The organism is Chitinophaga sp. sic0106, assembly GCF_019219075.1.
Classification (GTDB): Bacteria; Bacteroidota; Bacteroidia; order Chitinophagales; family Chitinophagaceae; genus Chitinophaga.
Genome location: NZ_JAHUWJ010000003.1, coordinates 13,305 through 30,637, shown reverse-complemented (window position 1 = coordinate 30,637; position 17,333 = coordinate 13,305). Strand labels below are relative to the sequence as shown.

General features: G+C 46.7%; 13 protein-coding genes and 3 tRNA genes. 7 read left to right on the top strand and 9 right to left on the bottom strand.

From position 1 onward, the window contains the following. Positions 1-151: 151 nt before the first annotated feature. The 3 genes from KW844_RS05150 (at position 152) to KW844_RS05140 (ending at position 941) form a co-directional block, all read left to right on the top strand. Positions 152-222: transfer RNA gene (locus KW844_RS05150), tRNA-Cys, on the top strand. 50 nt (positions 223-272) lie between these two features. Beyond that, positions 273-343, top strand: a tRNA-Cys gene (locus tag KW844_RS05145). A 124-nt stretch (positions 344-467) separates the two neighbouring features. Further along, positions 468-941, top strand: a complete 474-nt coding sequence (locus tag KW844_RS05140) for a GNAT family N-acetyltransferase (protein WP_218375646.1) — start codon at positions 468-470, stop codon at positions 939-941. A 138-nt stretch (positions 942-1,079) separates the two neighbouring features. On the opposite strand, the gene KW844_RS05135 is transcribed toward KW844_RS05140, so the two are convergent. From KW844_RS05135 to KW844_RS05125, 3 genes are all read right to left on the bottom strand, one after another. After that, the gene (locus KW844_RS05135; RefSeq protein WP_218375645.1) at positions 1,080-2,378 is read right to left on the bottom strand and encodes a Gfo/Idh/MocA family protein; all 1,299 of its coding nucleotides are present in this window, start codon (positions 2,376-2,378) and stop codon (positions 1,080-1,082) included. Positions 2,379-2,643: 265 nt separating this feature from the next. Beyond that, complete coding sequence (locus KW844_RS05130) at positions 2,644-4,140, bottom strand: sigma 54-interacting transcriptional regulator (protein WP_218375644.1); 1,497 nt, start codon at positions 4,138-4,140, stop codon at positions 2,644-2,646. A gap of 33 nt (positions 4,141-4,173) precedes the next feature. Beyond that, positions 4,174-5,265: a VWA domain-containing protein gene (locus KW844_RS05125; RefSeq protein ID WP_218375643.1), complete on the bottom strand. Its 1,092-nt coding sequence runs from the start codon at positions 5,263-5,265 to the stop codon at positions 4,174-4,176. A 121-nt stretch (positions 5,266-5,386) separates the two neighbouring features. Between KW844_RS05125 and KW844_RS05120 the strand changes: the two genes are divergently transcribed. Further along, positions 5,387-6,232, top strand: coding sequence for a sugar phosphate isomerase/epimerase (locus tag KW844_RS05120; protein ID WP_218375642.1), 846 nt, complete (start codon positions 5,387-5,389; stop codon positions 6,230-6,232). Between the two features lie 217 nt (positions 6,233-6,449). Here the strand turns inward: KW844_RS05120 and KW844_RS05115 are convergent, their stop codons facing one another. The 5 genes from KW844_RS05115 to KW844_RS05095 form a co-directional block, all read right to left on the bottom strand. Then, positions 6,450-8,873 (bottom strand): TonB-dependent receptor, encoded by a 2,424-nt coding sequence (locus KW844_RS05115; RefSeq protein ID WP_218375641.1) that lies wholly within the window; start codon positions 8,871-8,873, stop codon positions 6,450-6,452. Positions 8,874-9,072: 199 nt separating this feature from the next. Further along, a complete protein-coding gene (locus KW844_RS05110) occupies positions 9,073-12,285 on the bottom strand; it encodes a DUF2723 domain-containing protein (protein ID WP_218375640.1) in 3,213 nt (1,070 codons plus the stop codon). 139 nt (positions 12,286-12,424) lie between these two features. Next, positions 12,425-12,721, bottom strand: a complete 297-nt coding sequence (locus tag KW844_RS05105; RefSeq protein ID WP_218375639.1) for a putative quinol monooxygenase — start codon at positions 12,719-12,721, stop codon at positions 12,425-12,427. Continuing rightward, complete coding sequence (locus tag KW844_RS05100) at positions 12,718-13,545, bottom strand: S-adenosyl-l-methionine hydroxide adenosyltransferase family protein (RefSeq protein WP_218375638.1); 828 nt, start codon at positions 13,543-13,545, stop codon at positions 12,718-12,720. The genes KW844_RS05105 and KW844_RS05100 overlap by 4 nt, the downstream gene beginning before the upstream one ends. 234 nt (positions 13,546-13,779) lie before the next feature. Then, positions 13,780-14,592, bottom strand: a complete 813-nt coding sequence (locus KW844_RS05095) for an SDR family oxidoreductase (RefSeq protein WP_218375637.1) — start codon at positions 14,590-14,592, stop codon at positions 13,780-13,782. A gap of 143 nt (positions 14,593-14,735) precedes the next feature. Here KW844_RS05095 and KW844_RS05090 point away from each other — a divergent pair. The 3 genes from KW844_RS05090 (at position 14,736) to KW844_RS05080 (ending at position 16,931) form a co-directional block, all read left to right on the top strand. Then, positions 14,736-14,808 (top strand) — tRNA-Lys (locus KW844_RS05090). A gap of 116 nt (positions 14,809-14,924) precedes the next feature. After that, positions 14,925-16,268 (top strand): ATP-dependent endonuclease, encoded by a 1,344-nt coding sequence (locus KW844_RS05085; protein ID WP_218375636.1) that lies wholly within the window; start codon positions 14,925-14,927, stop codon positions 16,266-16,268. Positions 16,269-16,271: 3 nt separating this feature from the next. Beyond that, positions 16,272-16,931: a hypothetical protein gene (locus tag KW844_RS05080; RefSeq protein ID WP_218375635.1), complete on the top strand. Its 660-nt coding sequence runs from the start codon at positions 16,272-16,274 to the stop codon at positions 16,929-16,931. Positions 16,932-17,017: 86 nt separating this feature from the next. On the opposite strand, the gene KW844_RS05075 is transcribed toward KW844_RS05080, so the two are convergent. After that, positions 17,018-17,272 (bottom strand): helix-turn-helix domain-containing protein, encoded by a 255-nt coding sequence (locus tag KW844_RS05075; RefSeq protein ID WP_218375634.1) that lies wholly within the window; start codon positions 17,270-17,272, stop codon positions 17,018-17,020. Between the last annotated feature and the right edge of the window lie 61 nt (positions 17,273-17,333).

Genomic DNA, 17,333 nt, shown 5'->3' with positions numbered 1-17,333 from the left:
AATATTCCTAAGTCCCTGCCTATTATCAAAATATTTTCTCAGATATTTTTTGAATAATATTTGGTGATTATCAGAATTTTACTACTTTTGCAATCCCAACAACGAAAGAGGATTGCCAGCTGGGTGAAAAATGGTAATATTGCAAATATACGGTTTCATGGCCGAGTGGCTAGGCAGAGCTCTGCAAAAGCTCGTACAGCGGTTCGAATCCGCTTGAAACCTCTGAAAAAGGATCGCTGATACAGCGGTCCTTTTTTATCTCTGAAAAAAATGGTTCTATGGCCGAGTGGCTAGGCAGAGCTCTGCAAAAGCTCGTACAGCGGTTCGAATCCGCTTGGAACCTCTGAAAGGATCGCTGCTACAGCGGTCCTTTTTTTATGTGAAATCCTAAAATAATTGCTTGGAAATTGCCGGAAAATAATTAAGTTGTACGTCCCAAAATTATTTGGTGCTAAAACAGTGTGGTTATGATTGAAATAATAAAAGTAACCGCCGATGACACCGCGAACCTGGACGCTGTTAGGTCCCTGTTTCGTGAATATGCCAATTGGTTGAGCGTAGATCTTAGTTTCCAGCAATTTGAAGATGAGATGGCTCATCTGCCTGGCGCTTACGCTGCGCCCACCGGTGCATTATTCCTGGCTAAATCGGATGGTCAGATCGCAGGATGTGTGGCAGTCAGAGAATTTGACAAGAGTACTGCCGAAATGAAAAGATTGTTTGTAAGAGATGCATTTAAAAAGCAGGGATTAGGAAAAATGCTTGCATCTACAGCGATAGAAGAAAGTAAGAAATTAGGGTATAAACGGATTTTATTAGATACCCTGGCCCATATGCGACCCGCTATTGAGTTATATACTTCTCTTGGTTTCCAGCCTATTGCAGCGTATTACGACAATCCACTTTCCAGTGCAGTATACCTGTCACTGAATATTGAATAGGGATTGTATCAACAGTGATTTTCGCGGGGCATCTGTTCCTTTGTTTTCCGTCATTTGGTAATGACGGTGATTGGGGATTTTTTGTTGCTGCGTAAAAGAAACAACACCACGCTATGCGCGGTGTTGTTGATTACTTCATTATCCTATCTTAGGGATTTTGTATCCGTTATGATAAGCTGCGGCCAGTAATTTATTGGCATCGCTGTCAGTGAAGTTTTGTTTTCCTTCGTTCCAGTAAATTTTCTTGCCGGTGCGGAAGGCGATATTGCCCATCTGCGCAAAGGAGGCAATATGTGCGCCTGCGCTGATAGGGCAGTTCAGGTCACTCATTTTCCTGGATTTAATAACGTCTACAAAATTTTTGGCGTGCAGGTCCAAACCTTTATCTACGGAAGGTTTGCGGTCTACCGCTTCCATCTTGCCTTTTTCCGGAATTACTTCCCATCCGCCACGATCCAATACCAGCGTGCCGTTGTTGCCAATGAAGGCGATACCGTGCGTGCGGCCATAAGGACCTCCATCGATACCGGTAGCCTGTTCCCACTGGATATTATAGTTGTCGAATTCGTATACGGTAGTGAGGGTATCAGGTGTTTGGGCGGCATCATTCGGGTAAGCGAATTTACCACCTGCTGCCATGATGGATTTCGGGTTGCTGGACTTCATACCGATCAGGGCATAGTCGAGCAGATGCACGCCCCAGTCAGTCATTAAGCCACCTGCATAATCCCAATACCAGCGGAAGTTAAAGTGAAACCTGTTGGCATTGAACGGACGTGTTTCCGCAGGGCCGAGCCAGGCTTTATAATCTACTCCTTCAGGCACCGGACCATCGGCTACTACGGGGATGGATTTCATCCAACCCATGTAGGCCCATGCTTTTACGAGGCGAACCTGTCCTAACTGTCCTGAATGTACGAAGCTGATGGCATCGCGGAAGTGCTGCTGGCTGCGTTGCCATTGGCCTACCTGCACTACGCGGTTATAGCGCTGTTGTGCAGCTACCATGGTGGCACATTCAATGATGGAGTTGCCCACCGGTTTTTCTACGTATACATCTTTGCCGGCAGAGCAGGCATCTGTCATCATCAGGCAATGCCAATGGTCAGGAGAGCCAATTACAACGGCATCGATGGATTTATCTTCCAGCAGCTTGCGGTAATCGGTGTAGCCTTTTACCTTGATATCTCTTTTCGCGAGTTCGGCAATGCGTTTGTCCAGTACATTCTTATCTACATCACAGAGCGCTACTACTTCTACTTCCGGGTTTTTAAGCAGGGCGGTAAGGTCTGACCAGCCCATGCCATTAATACCGATTGCGCCTATACGAATTTTGTCGCTCGGAGCGATGGCACGCAGGGGCAGGGTATTCAGGAGACTTGCGCCAGCAACCAACGCGGACGCAGATCTGATGAAGGATCTTCTTGAATTATTCATGTGATTTGTACTTTTTGTAGGAATCGTGGAATTTTTATGTCGCAAACAAAATAGTGAAAATCTTTTTTTTGTTTAGAATTTTGGGAGGAATGAAACATTTGACACCCTTATTTCATTAAAAAGAGGCCGCTGCTGGTGGATTATTTCAGGCGGGCGGCCCTTTCAGGGCTTGAAGTGTAGCCTGGTGTTGCACCTATATGTTTTCATAAAAAGAAGGGTCCCGCCATCGGCGGGACCCTCCTTTTTATGAAAACATATAGGAATGCTATTCTACATCGTCTTCGCTGCTGAGGTTGAAATTCATCATAGTTCCCAGCAGGTCGGAGAACCGCGTTTCATTTTCCAGCACTTTTTTGCTGATGAGCGAATACGCGCTGAGTCCGTGCAGTACGAATTCCATGAGTAGCAGGGCTTCGCGGCCGTTGGCTTTAGGGAATTTTTCCCCAACCAGTTCCCGGAGGCCGTCCACTGACATCAGGCGGGATTCGTATTGTTTGTCGGTCAGGTCGCCGAGGAGTTGCAGCTGATTGCCCTGGTCGAACCATAGGATGACGGTACGATATGGGTTTTCTGCCGGGGATGCCTGTTTACGCTTTTTATAGTTTTCCGGGTTAGGGAAGTAGGTGGCAAACACGGTGCGGATGGATTTATCCAGCAGGTTGTGTGCTACCTGTAACGGGCCTTCCTGTTCACCTTCATATACCAGTTCAATTTTACCGGTGATGGCGGGGATAATGCCCTGGAGGTCGCCTATACGTACCTGTGTTTCTTTTTCTTTGTTGATGATGGCTCTTCTTTCGCCGGCGCTGACTGCATTTTCGTAGGCGGCGATGGTAAGGCGGGCGGATACGCCGCTTTTCTTGTCTACGTACTCGCTGTTGCGGGCTTCGAAGGCTACCTGTTCAATAAGGCGTTTGACCATATCGGAGATCTGCACCTTTTTGAGCTGGTCGCTGTGTACATCGGCTTCCTGTTCAGTGATGAGCAGGGAGTTTTCGATGTTTTTCGGGTAGTGGGTAATGATCTGGCTTTCGATCCTGTCTTTCAGCGGTGTAACGATGGAGCCGCGGTTCGTATAGTCTTCCGGGTTAGCGGTAAACACAAAGAGGATATCGAGCGGCATTCTGATTTTGAAGCCACGGATCTGGATATCGCCTTCCTGGAGGATATTGAACAGCGACACCTGGATACGCGCCTGGAGGTCGGGTAGTTCATTGATAACGAATATGCCTCTGTTGGAGCGCGGGATGATACCGAAGTGGATCACGCGTTCGTCGGCGAAGCTGAGTTTAAGGTTGGCGGCTTTGATCGGGTCGATGTCACCGATCAGGTCGGCCACGGAAACGTCAGGCGTGGCGAGCTTTTCGCCGTATCGCTGGCTGCGGTGCAGCCAGGAGATCGGCGTTTTATCACCTTTTTCGGCGATGAGGTCGCGGGCATAACGAGAGAGGGGCATGAATGGATCATCGTTTACTTCTGATCCTTCTATAACTGGTATATATTCGTCGAGTAAGTCTACCATTTGCCTGGCCATCCTGGTTTTCGCCTGGCCGCGGAGGCCGAGGAAGAGGATGTTATGGCGGGAGAGCAGGGCTCTTTCTGTATCGGGGATAACGGTATCTTCATAACCAATAATTCCCGGGAAGGCCGAATCTTTTTCTTTGAGTTTGGTAATCAGGTTTTGTCTGATCTCTTCTTTTACCGACTTAGGCTTGTAGCCGCTTTTTTTCAGTTCGCCCAGCGTTTTAATATTTGTGTCCATGCTCAAATTTTGCTGATTACTAGTAGAATAAGTTTAAAACAATTTACGTTTACCATTTTCGAAGTCGTGGAACAGGAACTGGCCGAGGTTATCGGTGCCGCTGAAAAAGGCTTTACCGTTATTTGTTTCGGTGAATTCCTGCACAAATTGCTGTAACCACGGGTCGGTGGCTACCATGAAAGTGGTGATGGGAATTTTCAGTTTTTTGCATTGGGCGGCGAGGTTGAGTGTCCGGTTAAGGATTTTCCTGTCGAGCCCGAAGCTGTTTTTGTAATACTGTTTTCCCTGTTTGAGGCAGGTAGGTTTACCATCTGTGATCATGAAGATCTGCTTGTTCGGATTGCGTCGTCTGCGAAGCAGGTCCATGGCCAATTCCAGCCCAGCTACCGTATTGGTATGGTAGGGGCCTACCTGAAGGTATGGCAGGTCTTTGATTTCAATCTGCCAGGCGTCATTTCCAAACACGATGATGTCCAGGGTATCTTTTGGATACCGGGTGGTGATAAGTTCGCTCAGCGCCATGGCTACTTTTTTAGCGGGCGTGATGCGGTCTTCCCCATAGAGGATCATGGAGTGGGAGATATCGATCATCAGGGCGGTAGACGTTTGGGTTTTATAGTCTGTTTCCTTGATGACGAGGTCGTCCTGGTCGATGTTAAAGCTGTCGATACCGTGATTGACCTGTGCATTGTGAATGGAAGCGGTAATATCGAGGTGGTCCACATTATCACCAAACTGGTAGGGGCGGCTTTCAGCGTTTAGCTCATCGCCCATGCCTGATTTGCGGATGTTATGGTTACCGGCACCTGATTTTTTTAGTTTACCGAATATTTCTTCCAGTGCACTTTTGCGGATGGTTTGTTCTGTTTTGGAGGTGATGGATATTTCGCCGGCTTCATTTTCGCGGAGATATCCTTTTTCCTGCAGGTCGCTTAGGAAATCACCTATGCCATAGTCTTCATCAGTGAGGCCGTACTCATTATCCAGCTGGGTAAGCCATTGCAGGGCTTCATTTACATCGCCGCTGGTATATGTCAGGAGTTGTGTGAAGAGATCCAGGAGTTTCTGGAAAGGTGGCTTGGTACTGTCGCCAGGGTTAAACCTGGAAAATGTAATTCCTCTCATAGCACTAGTTCTACCTTAAAAGTAACGAAAAATAACCGGAATACTAAAATGGAATAATAGGAGCAGAGATTTGCATTTTAACCTGAAAGCTATTACTTTCAATTATCAAAAAAATATCTATATGAAAAAACTGAGACATGCATTAATGCTGGCCGGTGGCCTAACGGCTGCTCTATTTGCACAAAGCGCCAAGTCCCAGGCCAGGGCTGATGCATTGGGCTGGAAACTGGGGGCACAGGCTTACACCTTCCACAAATTTACTTTTGCTGAGGCGCTGGACAAAATGGACAGCTGTGGTATTCAGTACGTAGAGGCGTTCCCGGGGCAACAGCTGGGTGGTGGCCTGGAAGGTACCTTTGATTATCATATGTCGCCCGAAAAACAGGAACAATTGAAGCAACTGATTAAAAAGAAACACAAAGTGCTCATGGCCTTTGGCGTGGTAGTACCAAAGTCTGCTGCTGAATGGAGAATGTTATTTGATTTTGCCAACCGTATGGGGATTCAGAGTATTACCACAGAACCGCAGGCAGAGTTCCTGGATTTGATTTCTTCTCTCTGTGATCAATATAATATTAAAGTAGCGATACATGACCATCCGAAGCCAAGTCATTACTGGCATCCGGACAGCGTACTGGCGGCCATCAAAGGCAGGAGTAAGCTCATGGGTGCTTGTGCCGATATCGGTCACTGGGTGCGTAGTGGTCTCGATCCGGTGGAGTGTCTGAAAAAGCTGAACGGTCGTGTGGTGAGCCTGCATTTCAAGGATCTGAACGAAAAATCAGCGCAGGCGCATGATGTGGTTTGGGGTAATGGTGTTTCAGAAATTCCGGGAGTGCTGGAAGAGCTGAAAAATCAGAAGTTCAAAGGTTTGTTTTCGGTAGAATATGAATATCACTGGGATAACAGTGTTCCGGAAGTGAAAGAGAGCGTGAAGTATTGGAGAACTATGGTGAGTAATTTGTAAGACGTCAGGGTTACCTGGGTAGGTGGACCCGTTCATAGGGCCTTATGTGCAGGTAGACCGTTTCGCGAAATTGCCCGGTTGTGTGTAAGCCATTGTACCAATGTGCATAGGCCCTGGCCACGAGGTGGTGGGAAGGTAACTTCTCTTTAAATAAAAAAAAGAACGTCCGGTCAAACGACCGGACGTTCTTTTTTTTATCGGTATTCGGAAAATTAAATTAGAACCTGTAAGTCACGTTAGCAGAGAATCTGCGAGGCATTTGCTGCTCGATTGTAGTCCAACCGGTGAAGTATTCCTTGTTGGTCAGGTTGTCCAGTTTCAGGCCAATTCTGTATTTCTTCACATCGTAGAACACGGAAGCGTTCAGGATGGTATAAGAAGGGAGGATGAACTGACCGGTTGTAACCGTATTGGTGACAATGTTTTCGCTGGCATAGTTACCACCAAAACCAGCGCCGAGGCCGTGGAGCGTACCGCTTTTAACGGTATAGCTTACCCAGAGGTTAGCCTGGTCAACAGGACCGGCGCTAACAGGGCGCAGACCTTTGGTATTGGCAGGTGCTTCCGGGAGGTTGCTGGTATTGTGGCTGTATCCGGCGGTGATATTTAAACCTGGCAGCGGATTAGCGCCAACTTCCAGTTCAAAGCCACGGCTGGTTTGTACACCACCCTGGGAATTGTAGTTGTATACGGTGCCGTCTGGAGCAGTGTAGGTAGCAGGCAGCAGGATGTTGTTTACTTTGATATCATAGTAGCTGGCAGTGAGGTTGAGTTTACCGTTGGCCAGTTCTGTTTTCACACCACCTTCCCATTGGTTAGCCTGTTGTGGCTTCATGGTGTATTGCAGTTCAGGCAGCGGGAATGTTTGCGGTGCTACGTTTTTGAAACCGTTCATATAGTTGGCGAACAGACTTACTCTGTCTTTCACTACCTGGTAGATCAGACCGAATTTAGGAGACAGTGCCACCTGGTTGTAACCGGCGCCGGTAGTTTGACTGATATAGTCCTTGTAACCTTTAAGATCATAGTAGTCAACACGAAGGCTGGCCATGGCCAATAATCTGTCGGTAACATTGAGTACATCGGAGATGTAGGCGCTGTAGGTATAGTTATTACGCTGGCCTCTGGTGGCTCCTTTATTTTCAGAAGCGGCGATTTTAGCGTCTACTGCCTGTCGGGTCAGCTTATTGTAGTTAGCATCGTTTTTAAATGCATCCAATCTGTCAAACACCAGGTAAGGTGAGTTATCGTCAGTTTGCTGGAGGTGCAGGAAGTCCAGACCAAATACCAGGCGGTTACGCATGTTACCGATTTTAAAGTCGCCGGTAAAGTTCTGCTGGATGTTGGTAGAAATGGTGGTGGAGTTCTGCTGATAAACGTACCTGCTGAGGGTATCGTCTTTAGGACCGAGGAACATTACATAAGAGTAATATCCTTTGGAAGTGGCGCTGTTGCGGCCCACTACTGTTTGAGAGGTCCATTTGTCAGATATCTTATAATCCGCTGTTGCCTGGAGGGAGACAGTAGGCGTTTTATAAGTAATATCGTTCATGGTGTATGACTTATTGAAATTGAAGCCGGCGTTTGCCATTTGCGCTGGCGTATTGTATTCCAGCTTACGGGCACGGTTAGGGAATATCATGGGTACGTTGGTGGATTCCATGGTATTGAAAACCGTGCTCAGGTTCAGAGTGAGTTTATCGTTTACGCTATATTTCAGGCTTGGCGCGAGGAACATGCTTTTGCGGAAGCCGGCATCCTGCCAGGTATTTTCGGAAGAGTAGGCAGCGATGGTACGCAGTACTACAGATTTATCTGCATTGAGTGGTGCGTTGATATCGCCGGACACACGGTTAAGGCCATATCCGCCAGCGGTGTAGGAAACTTCACCACCGAAGCTGTCATAAGGTTTTTTGGTTACGATATTGATCAGGCCACCGAAGGAAATGAGGCTGGAACCGTAGAGGGTACCGGATGGGCCTTTGATTACTTCCAGGTTTTCGATATATGCCGGATCGTTTACGCCGTTGGTGATGCCTGCGATACCATTGATCATGGTTGGTTGCACGGCGAATCCGCGGAGGGAGAAGTAGCCGGCACCATCAGCAGGGCGGCCTGTAGAGGACCACATTTTGGAGATGCCAGGAACGTTTTTGATAGCATCGTCAAAGTTGGTGATCACCTGTTCTTTCATCAGGGCGGAGCCCACTACAGAGTATGCTTGTGGGTTTTCCAGGTTTCTGATAGGAAGCTTGGCGATGTATTTTGAGTTTTTAATATCTTTTTTCTGAGTACCGGTAACGGTTACTTCTGCCAGTTGTTTATCAGTTACGTTGAGGCGGACGGATACACTAGCTGTTTTATTAGCTTCCACCTGTACCTGTTGTTCCGTGGCTTCGTAGCCGATCATGGAGATATATAAGGTGTAAGATCCCGGTTCCAGTTTACGGAGGGAGAATTCACCTTTTTCGTTGGATACGGTACCGCGGTCGGTAGGTTTCACCTGTACGCTAACGAAGGGGCCAGGTTGGCCGTCGTTGGTAACGATGGTGCCTTTGATATTACCTGTGTTGGACTGTGCGGAGGCTACTGTGCAAAGTGCGAGCAGTAGTGTGAGAATGCCTGTTAATTTTCTTAGCATATGCAGCTTGTATATTGCTTCCTTAAATATGGCAGTGCGTTGGTATTACAGTGCCTTTGAGGCCGCAAAGTTGGGGCAATGGCATCTCCCTACATACTCCAATCGGGAAAATGAGTTACGCGATGCGGAAAAACTGCAAACAAAAAGCCCGGTAACCTTGGTTACCGGGCTTTTATATATCAGATTGAAACTGAATGTATTATTGCTTGCTTGAATCAGGAGCGGTATGTACTTCTACGCCTTGTTCCTGGTTGGCGGCAGGTGTTTGCGGGTGACCGAAGTCTACTTTCATACGTTCCATCCAGGCGATCATTTGCTGGGCGGCCTGACCGTCGCGTTTGAGATCTTCTGTCATTCTGTTGTCCGGCAGTTGGTTGTAGTAGCGCAGCTGCTGGTTACAGTCTTTGATGATCTTATCGGCGATGGCGTCACCTTTTTTGGTGTCACCGGTCTGGTAGTAAGCGTAAGCTACCTGCAGGGAGGTATAGTTATGCATGTTACCAGGGGAGGTCATGGCGTAAGGGTAGTTTTCATCCAGGATATTGGAATCCATGTAGTTGAGGGCTTTGAGGCCTTCAGCTTTTTTGCCGTCGGCGGCCATGGCTACACCCAGTTTAGCGAATGCCTGGCGGAGGTACAGCAGCATTTTCCTGTTAGGCTCATCGAAGTAAGTACCAGGTGTTTGTGCACCACCGAAGGAGAATTTGGTCATCATGTTGTTGTACATCACGTCTCTGTTGATCTGGATGTCCATACCGATTGGATCGTTGTTAGGCTCTTTGGCCAGAGGCACGAGGCGGTAGGTCAGACCATCAGGACGGAGGTAGTCGTTCAGACCCAGATCCGTAGGGCTGGTGAAGTAGATAGGGCGCTTCCAGTTGTTGGTAGCGATGATATCGTACACAGCCAGGTCGTTTTTCACCAGGTAGTTCTTACTGATTTTGAAAGGTACCTGAGGGAGGATACGGGCGCTGTCGGCAATGGTAACCACTCCGTCTTTAATCACCTGATCTTTATCCACTGGGATAAACAGCTGGCGGGTAGGGAGGAAGTTCTCAGAGCCACCGTCCTGGGTATTTACTTTAGCGTTTACGTCGTCGTTACCCATGAAGGCTACGATTTCTTTCAGGTTAAAGTATTTATCCTGCGGGATATTACCTGGATCGAAGTAGCGGATAAAGTTGCGGGTTTCGCCGCGGTATTTATCAGGCGACCAGCTCATTGGTACGCCGGGGCTGTTGTTTACTTTCACGCGTTGCTGATCGATGTACCAGTCTACTCCGAGGAGGGAGAGGTTGATCACGCGAACGTCCGTACGAATTCCTTCTACTTCCTGTGCGTACCACAGTGGGTAGGTATCGTTATCTCCTACGGTAAAGAGGATAGCGTTAGGAGCGCAGGATTCGAGATAGTCTTTAGCTACATCTCTGGCGATGGTTTTGGTGGAGCGGTCGTGGTCGTCCCATTCCTGGAAGCCCATGAGCACTGGCACGGCCAGCAGGCAGATGATAGTAGCTACGGCAGGGCCGGTGGTACCTTTGAGTGATTTTTTGAGCCAGTAGTATACCTGGAGTACACCTAAACCGATCCAGATGGCGTAAGCGTAGAAGGAGCCTACGTAGGCGTAGTCACGTTCACGTGGCTGGTTACCGGCCTGGTTGAGGTATAATACGATGGCGAAGCCTGTAAAGAAGAACAGCAGGGATACGATGAGGGTATCTTTGCGGTGGTATTTGTATTGGAAGAAGAAACCGATGATCCCGAGTGCCAGTGGCAGCAGGAACAGGCGGTTATGTGCTTTGTTTTTGGTGAGACTGTCCGGCATGGCGGATTGGTCGCCATAGAGGAAGTTATCAATAAATGGAATACCGGAGATCCAGTTACCATCGCGCACGTTGCCGTATCCCTGGGTATCATTTTGTTTACCGGCGAAGTTCCAGAGGAAGTAGCGGAAGTACATGAAGTTCACCTGGTATTGGAGGAAGAATTTCACGTTATCGCCGAAGGAAGGCTTTTCTCCTTGCTGGAGGCCTAACCAGGAGCGGTAGTAATCGGCATGGCCCTGATCGTTGCTGGCGTCCCAAACGCGTGGGAACAGCATCATATCTTCAGGTGCGTATACCGGGTCCATTTTTTTACCGGAGACTTCATATTTCTTTTCGCCGCGGGCGTAGATGTTACCACCTTCTTTGTATTCGGTAGGCCGTGCGGTAAACACCTGACCGTAGATGAGTGGGAAGTCGCCATATTGTTCACGACCGAGGTAACCAACCAGGGAGATGGGGTTATCTACGTTGTACATATCTACGGAAGGGTTGGCGGTAGAGCGAACCATGGTAGTTACGTAGGTAGAGTAGCCGAGGAGCATGAACAGGATAACAGCGATAGAGAGTTTGCTGAAGTGAGCAACTTTACCGGTGTTGAGTTTTACACCAAATGATTTCAGGATATAAGGGATGGCCAGGAACACGGCTGCCAGGAAGAATTTGGCGGCGATGGTGGTACCGGATGCATCGTTGAAAGCAGGAATGATGAGGAGGCTGGCGATCACGATCAGCGGGGCGTAGATACCGAATTTAGGTTTTCTGTAGCCGATGATCAGGATGGCGGTGATGGCCAGGAAGTAGAAGGTAAATCCTGTGAAGAAGCCGAGGCCTAGGGTATTCACGAAGAATACGTCCATATAGCCGGATGCTCTTACGGTATCCTGGATAATGAATTTCTGTACGATACCGGTGATGGCGCAACCGAGGAGGAAAGCCCAGAAGGTACCCCAGGCAGTAACCTTATATTTCCTGAAGTAGTACACCATAACCATAGCGGGGATGGTGAGGAGGTTGAGCAGATGGACACCGATAGAGAGGCCGAGGAGGTATGCGATGAGCACGATCCAGCGGTCGGCATAAGGCTCATCTGCTTCATGTTCCCATTTCAGGATGGCCCAGAATACGATGGCGGTGAAGAAGGAGGACATAGCGTATACCTCACCTTCTACAGCGGAGAACCAGAATGAATCAGAAAAGGTATAGGCCAGTGCACCAACGGCGCCTGCGCCCATAATAGCGATCATTTTTTCACGGGAGATCTCTTCACCGGCTTTAACCATCAGACGACGGGCGAAGTGAGTGATGGTCCAGAAGAGGAACAGGATGGTGAAACCAGAAGCGAGAGCTGACATGGTGTTAACACCGAGGGCAGCCTGTGATGGTTTCAGAAAAAAGCTGAACAGTCTTCCGAGCAGCACAAACAGTGGCGCTCCTGGCGGGTGGGGGACTTGTACTTTGTACGCGCTTGAGATAAACTCGCCGCAGTCCCACAAGCTGCCGGTTGCCTCCATAGTCTTAATGTAAACAAAGCAGGCAATGATACAAACGATCCAGCCTACAATGTTGTTGGTCCTTTTAAAATTCATAAGGTTGTTTTAAGGTCCGACAAAAATAGAAAAAGTAGCAAATTATGCTAATCTGCCGGATAGTTTTAACTTTTTGTAAATATATTTTTATTTGTGACTAATTGGTATACAATGTACTAGATTAAAATTGCCTTGGGCATTATTGCAGGATGGCGGCAGGTATAACGCTCCATGCTGCTGGTTTTGCGGCGAACAGTACTTTGGTTTGTGCCCATGTGTGGCGGAAGAGGTCAGAATGCCTGTATGATTCCAGGGCTTCTTCGGACTCCCATTTGCTGAAGGTGAAGAAGGTATTACCGGAGGCCGGGTGTTCCCAGAGTTCCAGGTGGAGGCATCCGGGGAAGTTTCTGATTTGTTGTTGCTGGCGGGCGAATAGTTCCCGGAAGGAGTGTACCTGATCGGGCAGGAACTCCATTTTAACTAAACGGTTGATCATTGAAATATGATTCTTACAGTTTGGTAGTATGATAGTTGTTGGAAGCCGGCGGGCTGTGTAAGCTGTTCGCGGCGGAAGCCTTGCAGGCCGAATAGTCCGGCTGCATTGCCTTTGTTGATAGCGATTTCGAGATAGCCAGCGGCGTTGAAGAGGGCCAGTTTGGTACCTTCGGGCACATCGGCGTATGTTTCGCTGATCTGGCTGATGACTTCATCGCGTCGGAAGAAGATACGAAAGCGTCTGTTTTTGCGTTGAGCGGCAAATTGTTCGCGGGTGATATTGACTACTACGTTTTCAAAGGCATCGATATGAATGATCTGGCCTTCGATGAAGTCGTCGCCCACGAGTGGTTGCAGGTTATGTTTGACTACTATTTGTTGGGTGAGTGGTCCCAGTTCGCCGAGTGCGGCGCCTCTGCTAAGTTCGCGGGCGGCGGCGGCGAGCAGTTTAATGATGGCGAAGGTGTTGCGTGGTTCCTCTTTGGCCAGTGGTATTTTGATTACTTTTTCCGGCATACCACCTACGATCATGGTGAGCAGGCCATTGTCGGCGCAGCCGATATACTGTCCGTTATGTTCGGCCACGAGCACGTGATCGGGCCTTCGGTCGAACAGGTTGATGAGTACGAAGTGGAAGGTACCTAAAGGAAAGTAGGCGAATGCGCTTTTGCAGATGTAGGTAGCTTGCGGGAGGTTGAAGGGGCTGATATGGTGGGTAATGTCTGTAACATGACATTCCGGGCAGTATTGCCAGAGTTGCCCTTTGATGGCACCTACCAGGTAATCCTGCAAACCAATGTCTGATGTTAATGTAATAATGGACATGCCCTTATATCTAAATCCCAATCTCTTAAAATCGTAACCACACGCCAATCCTCACTGCATGATGGCAACCTTACTGCGTCGCTTTCCTGTCAAAAAGAATGCCACCGGTGTGAGATGCACCCTGAGTGCAAAGAAAGTTAAAATAACAATGCAATGTTAAATTAACCGCAATATTAAGTATTTGTACGTACTAACGTTAACGGCTAAGGCAGACAATTGTTTATTTCGAATGATTTATTGCAGGGGGGACCCTGGTTCTTTTCTGAAGTGGTTGAATACGATACCATCGAGGATGCCGGGAATGAGTTTGCTCAGCAAGACGGTCAGTTTGCCTTGTGTGGTAAGCACGAGGGTGCGTTTACGTTTGGCGATGGCGGTGCAGATGCGTGCGGCTACTTCTTCGGCGCTCATGAGTTTATCTTCGTTGAGCGGCGTTTCGCTTTGCGCTTGTCCTTGTGGATTGAGGGCGGTGTTGCGGATATTGGAGGCGGTGAAGCCGGGGCATACCCACATTACGTTGACGCCTGTACGAAGATTTTCGGTACGCAATGCTTCGAGGAATCCCTGCATGGCAAATTTGGATGCGGAATAACCAGTACGGGCGGGGAGTCCGCGGTAGCCGGCGATGGAAGATACGCCAACGATAGAGCCTTTATTGGCCTGTATGGAAGGGTATGCGTATTTAGTGCAATACACGGTACCCCAGAAATTGATATCCATGAGGGACTTGAGTACATTCAAATCCAGGTCTTTAAACAGTGCGCGCATAGAAATCCCCGCATTGTTGATCAGCACATCTATTTTTCCGAAGCGTGCGATGACGGCTTCGATAAAAGCTTTACAATCATTTTCCACGCTAACGTCGGCCACGAAGGTGAATACGTCTTTGGCGCCGAGTTCATTTTTCATGGCTTCGAGGGCGGCTTGTTTGCGACCGCACACGGCTACATTGGCGCCCTGCTTTACCATTTCGGCAACGAGGGCTTTACCAATGCCAGAAGAACCACCGGTGATAACAATTGTTTTGTGCTGATAGAAATTATTCATGAGTACAATTTAGCGCCACAAAAATAGGAGAGAATTATCTGGAATGAAAATAATTACATGAAACAATTTTTTATATAGAGCGAAAAAAAATTTGGTAGTTATGAATAATTTTCTACTTTTGCACTCCCGAAACAAACGGGAATGATTCCGTAGCTCAGTTGGTAGAGCAATACACTTTTAATGTATGGGCCCTGGGTTCGAGTCCCAGCGGGATCACAGAAGAAGGGCTAGGTAGTAGAAACTACTTAGCCCTTTTTTATTTTCCTAAGTTTTTGTTTTGTGGAATTATATTCTAGTGCAGAATAGTTATTTTACAGATAGAAACATACGCCATGAAAGTATCCAGGATTACTATCAAAGATTTTCATCAGTTTAAGGACCTTGATTTGGATTTGACTTATCCGGCTGGGCATCCTAAAGCGGGAAAGCCGTTGGATAAGGTGTGTTTTATTGGGCAGAGCGGGACAGGGAAAACGACGTTGCTGGAGATGATACCGTTGTTTACGAGTAGATATCATACAAAATCATTTCCTGAGGAAAGTTTGGATTATATCAATCAAGTCTCCATCAATTTATCATACGGGCATGAAGCAGAGTATAATGTAAAGATAAGTGATGTAGAACAAGATATTAGATTTTGGGAAGTCAATGATTCGGAGGCAATTTATCAGAAGCGAACTGCAACTAATCAAGATTTTCTAGCCTATTATAAGGAAGAGTGGGTAAAAAAAGTAGCAAGTAAAGTTGTTTATTTTCCTGCAAACCTGAATTTTGAAATTGATGATATTGGCTTCCAGCATTATAATTATGGAAAAATAGTTGACTTCAGTAAAAGTAAGGTATCAACCGTTTGGAACCTTTTACTTGACTCGATTCAAAAATACCAGGAGCATGAATTACAGTTGAGACAAGATATTTCCAGAACAGTTGAACATGCTTCTACTGACCTTGATTCCATTAAGTCTGCCTTAAACAGGCTGGAAGAATGGAAAAAGAATGAATTTAATCCAATTGCTGATGTTGCGGATAATTGTTTGGATCCACTATTAGCAAATTTTAAACTGAGGGTTAAGCGGGAATTTCATTTTAATACCCGAGGAGATATAGGTTTTATCAAGATTGAGGACTTTCAGAATAACGAGATTCCGGAGCATTTATGGAGTACAGGAACTAAGCAAGTGGTATTAAGCGCGCTTCCATTATATCTTCTTAAACCTAAAAATACTATTATCCTTTTTGATGAGCCAGAACGCTCCTTATATCCGGATTTGCAGCGGTTAATCATCAACTACTATGAATCTCTCACCAACAATTGCCAATTTTTCTATTCTACTCACTCTCCTGTTATTGCATCCAGCTTTGATCCCTGGGAGATTGTGGAATTAAAATTTAATGAACCAGGGCATATTTATAGGGAGGTTTATTACGATGGGGAAAACCATGTAGATAATTATCACCTAAATCCTAAAACCATGCGCTGGGACGACATTCTTCAAAGAATCTTCGATCTGGAAAATGATGGGTCTGATTTTCGCAAGCAAAAGCTGGATGAGCTGGCAACCCTTAATGTAAAGTTCCGCAAGCTGCTGGATGGAGGTGAAGCAGAATCAGGACCAGCTAAGGCATTGCGCAGCCAAATTCAAAAACTCTCAGAAGAATTGTCTAAATGGGATTAATGAATGAAAAAGATTGATAAAAAACTGGAAGGTATTTTATCTGCGAAGTATAGGGATTGGGTGATTAAGCTGGAAGATAAGCAGGGGAATCATAATGGAGATTATAAATATTATTACGATGATGTGGTGATGAGCTTATACAAATGCCAGCAAGGCGTTTGTGCTTATACTGAAATGCATATCTGTATTCCGGAATTATATACTGACTTAAATTGGGAAGCCGGCCGGTTCAAGTTGAACCCTGATATAGATTTTAAAAGAACCGATCATCTGGGTGAAATGGATCATTATGATCCTTCTTTAAAAGCGGAAAAATACTGGCGCTGGAGCAATTTGTTCATGATACACGCCAAAATAAACAGCTTGAAACGTAATACAGCTGTTGTTCCTTACCTTAAGCCTGACCTGGAGAATTATTCCCCGGAAGAATATTTTGACTACGATGAATCTACCCACCGATTTGTACCCAATGTGAGCATTGAGGATGAGAATATCCGAAAAGAAATACAACACATGATTGATAATGTACTGTTTCTTAATCACGGGGTTGTGCAAAGAGAAAGGAGGGATTATATTCAATGGATCAGACAAGATATTAGATTTGGATTACCGTACGTAGTTGATCGCTTTCATACAGCAGTCAGCTTTTGTATTAATAATTAATTCCTCAAACAACCTACCTGATGCGCTTTTACCGAGGTTACCTCAATTTAAAAACTCATGCACAGGTAAGCATTCGTAATATATCACTATTTCCCCATCACCTTTTTCCTATGCTGCAACCCCCAGAAATGCAGCTCATCCAACACTTTCCCCAGCGATAACCCATGCGGCGTAATCGTATACTCCACCGTGGGCGGAAAAGTATCATACACTTCCCTGCTGATCAGCTGATTAGATTCCAGGCTTTTCAACTCCTTCGATAAAGTTTTATCCGTAATCCCACTGACCTCCCTGGCAATCTGCCGAAAGTGCTTGGGCTTTTCAGATAAGGCAAATAACATCTCCCTGGAAAAAAATTTTCCACCCCATTCAGGGAAAGCCTCCTTTCAATTGACCTTGTTA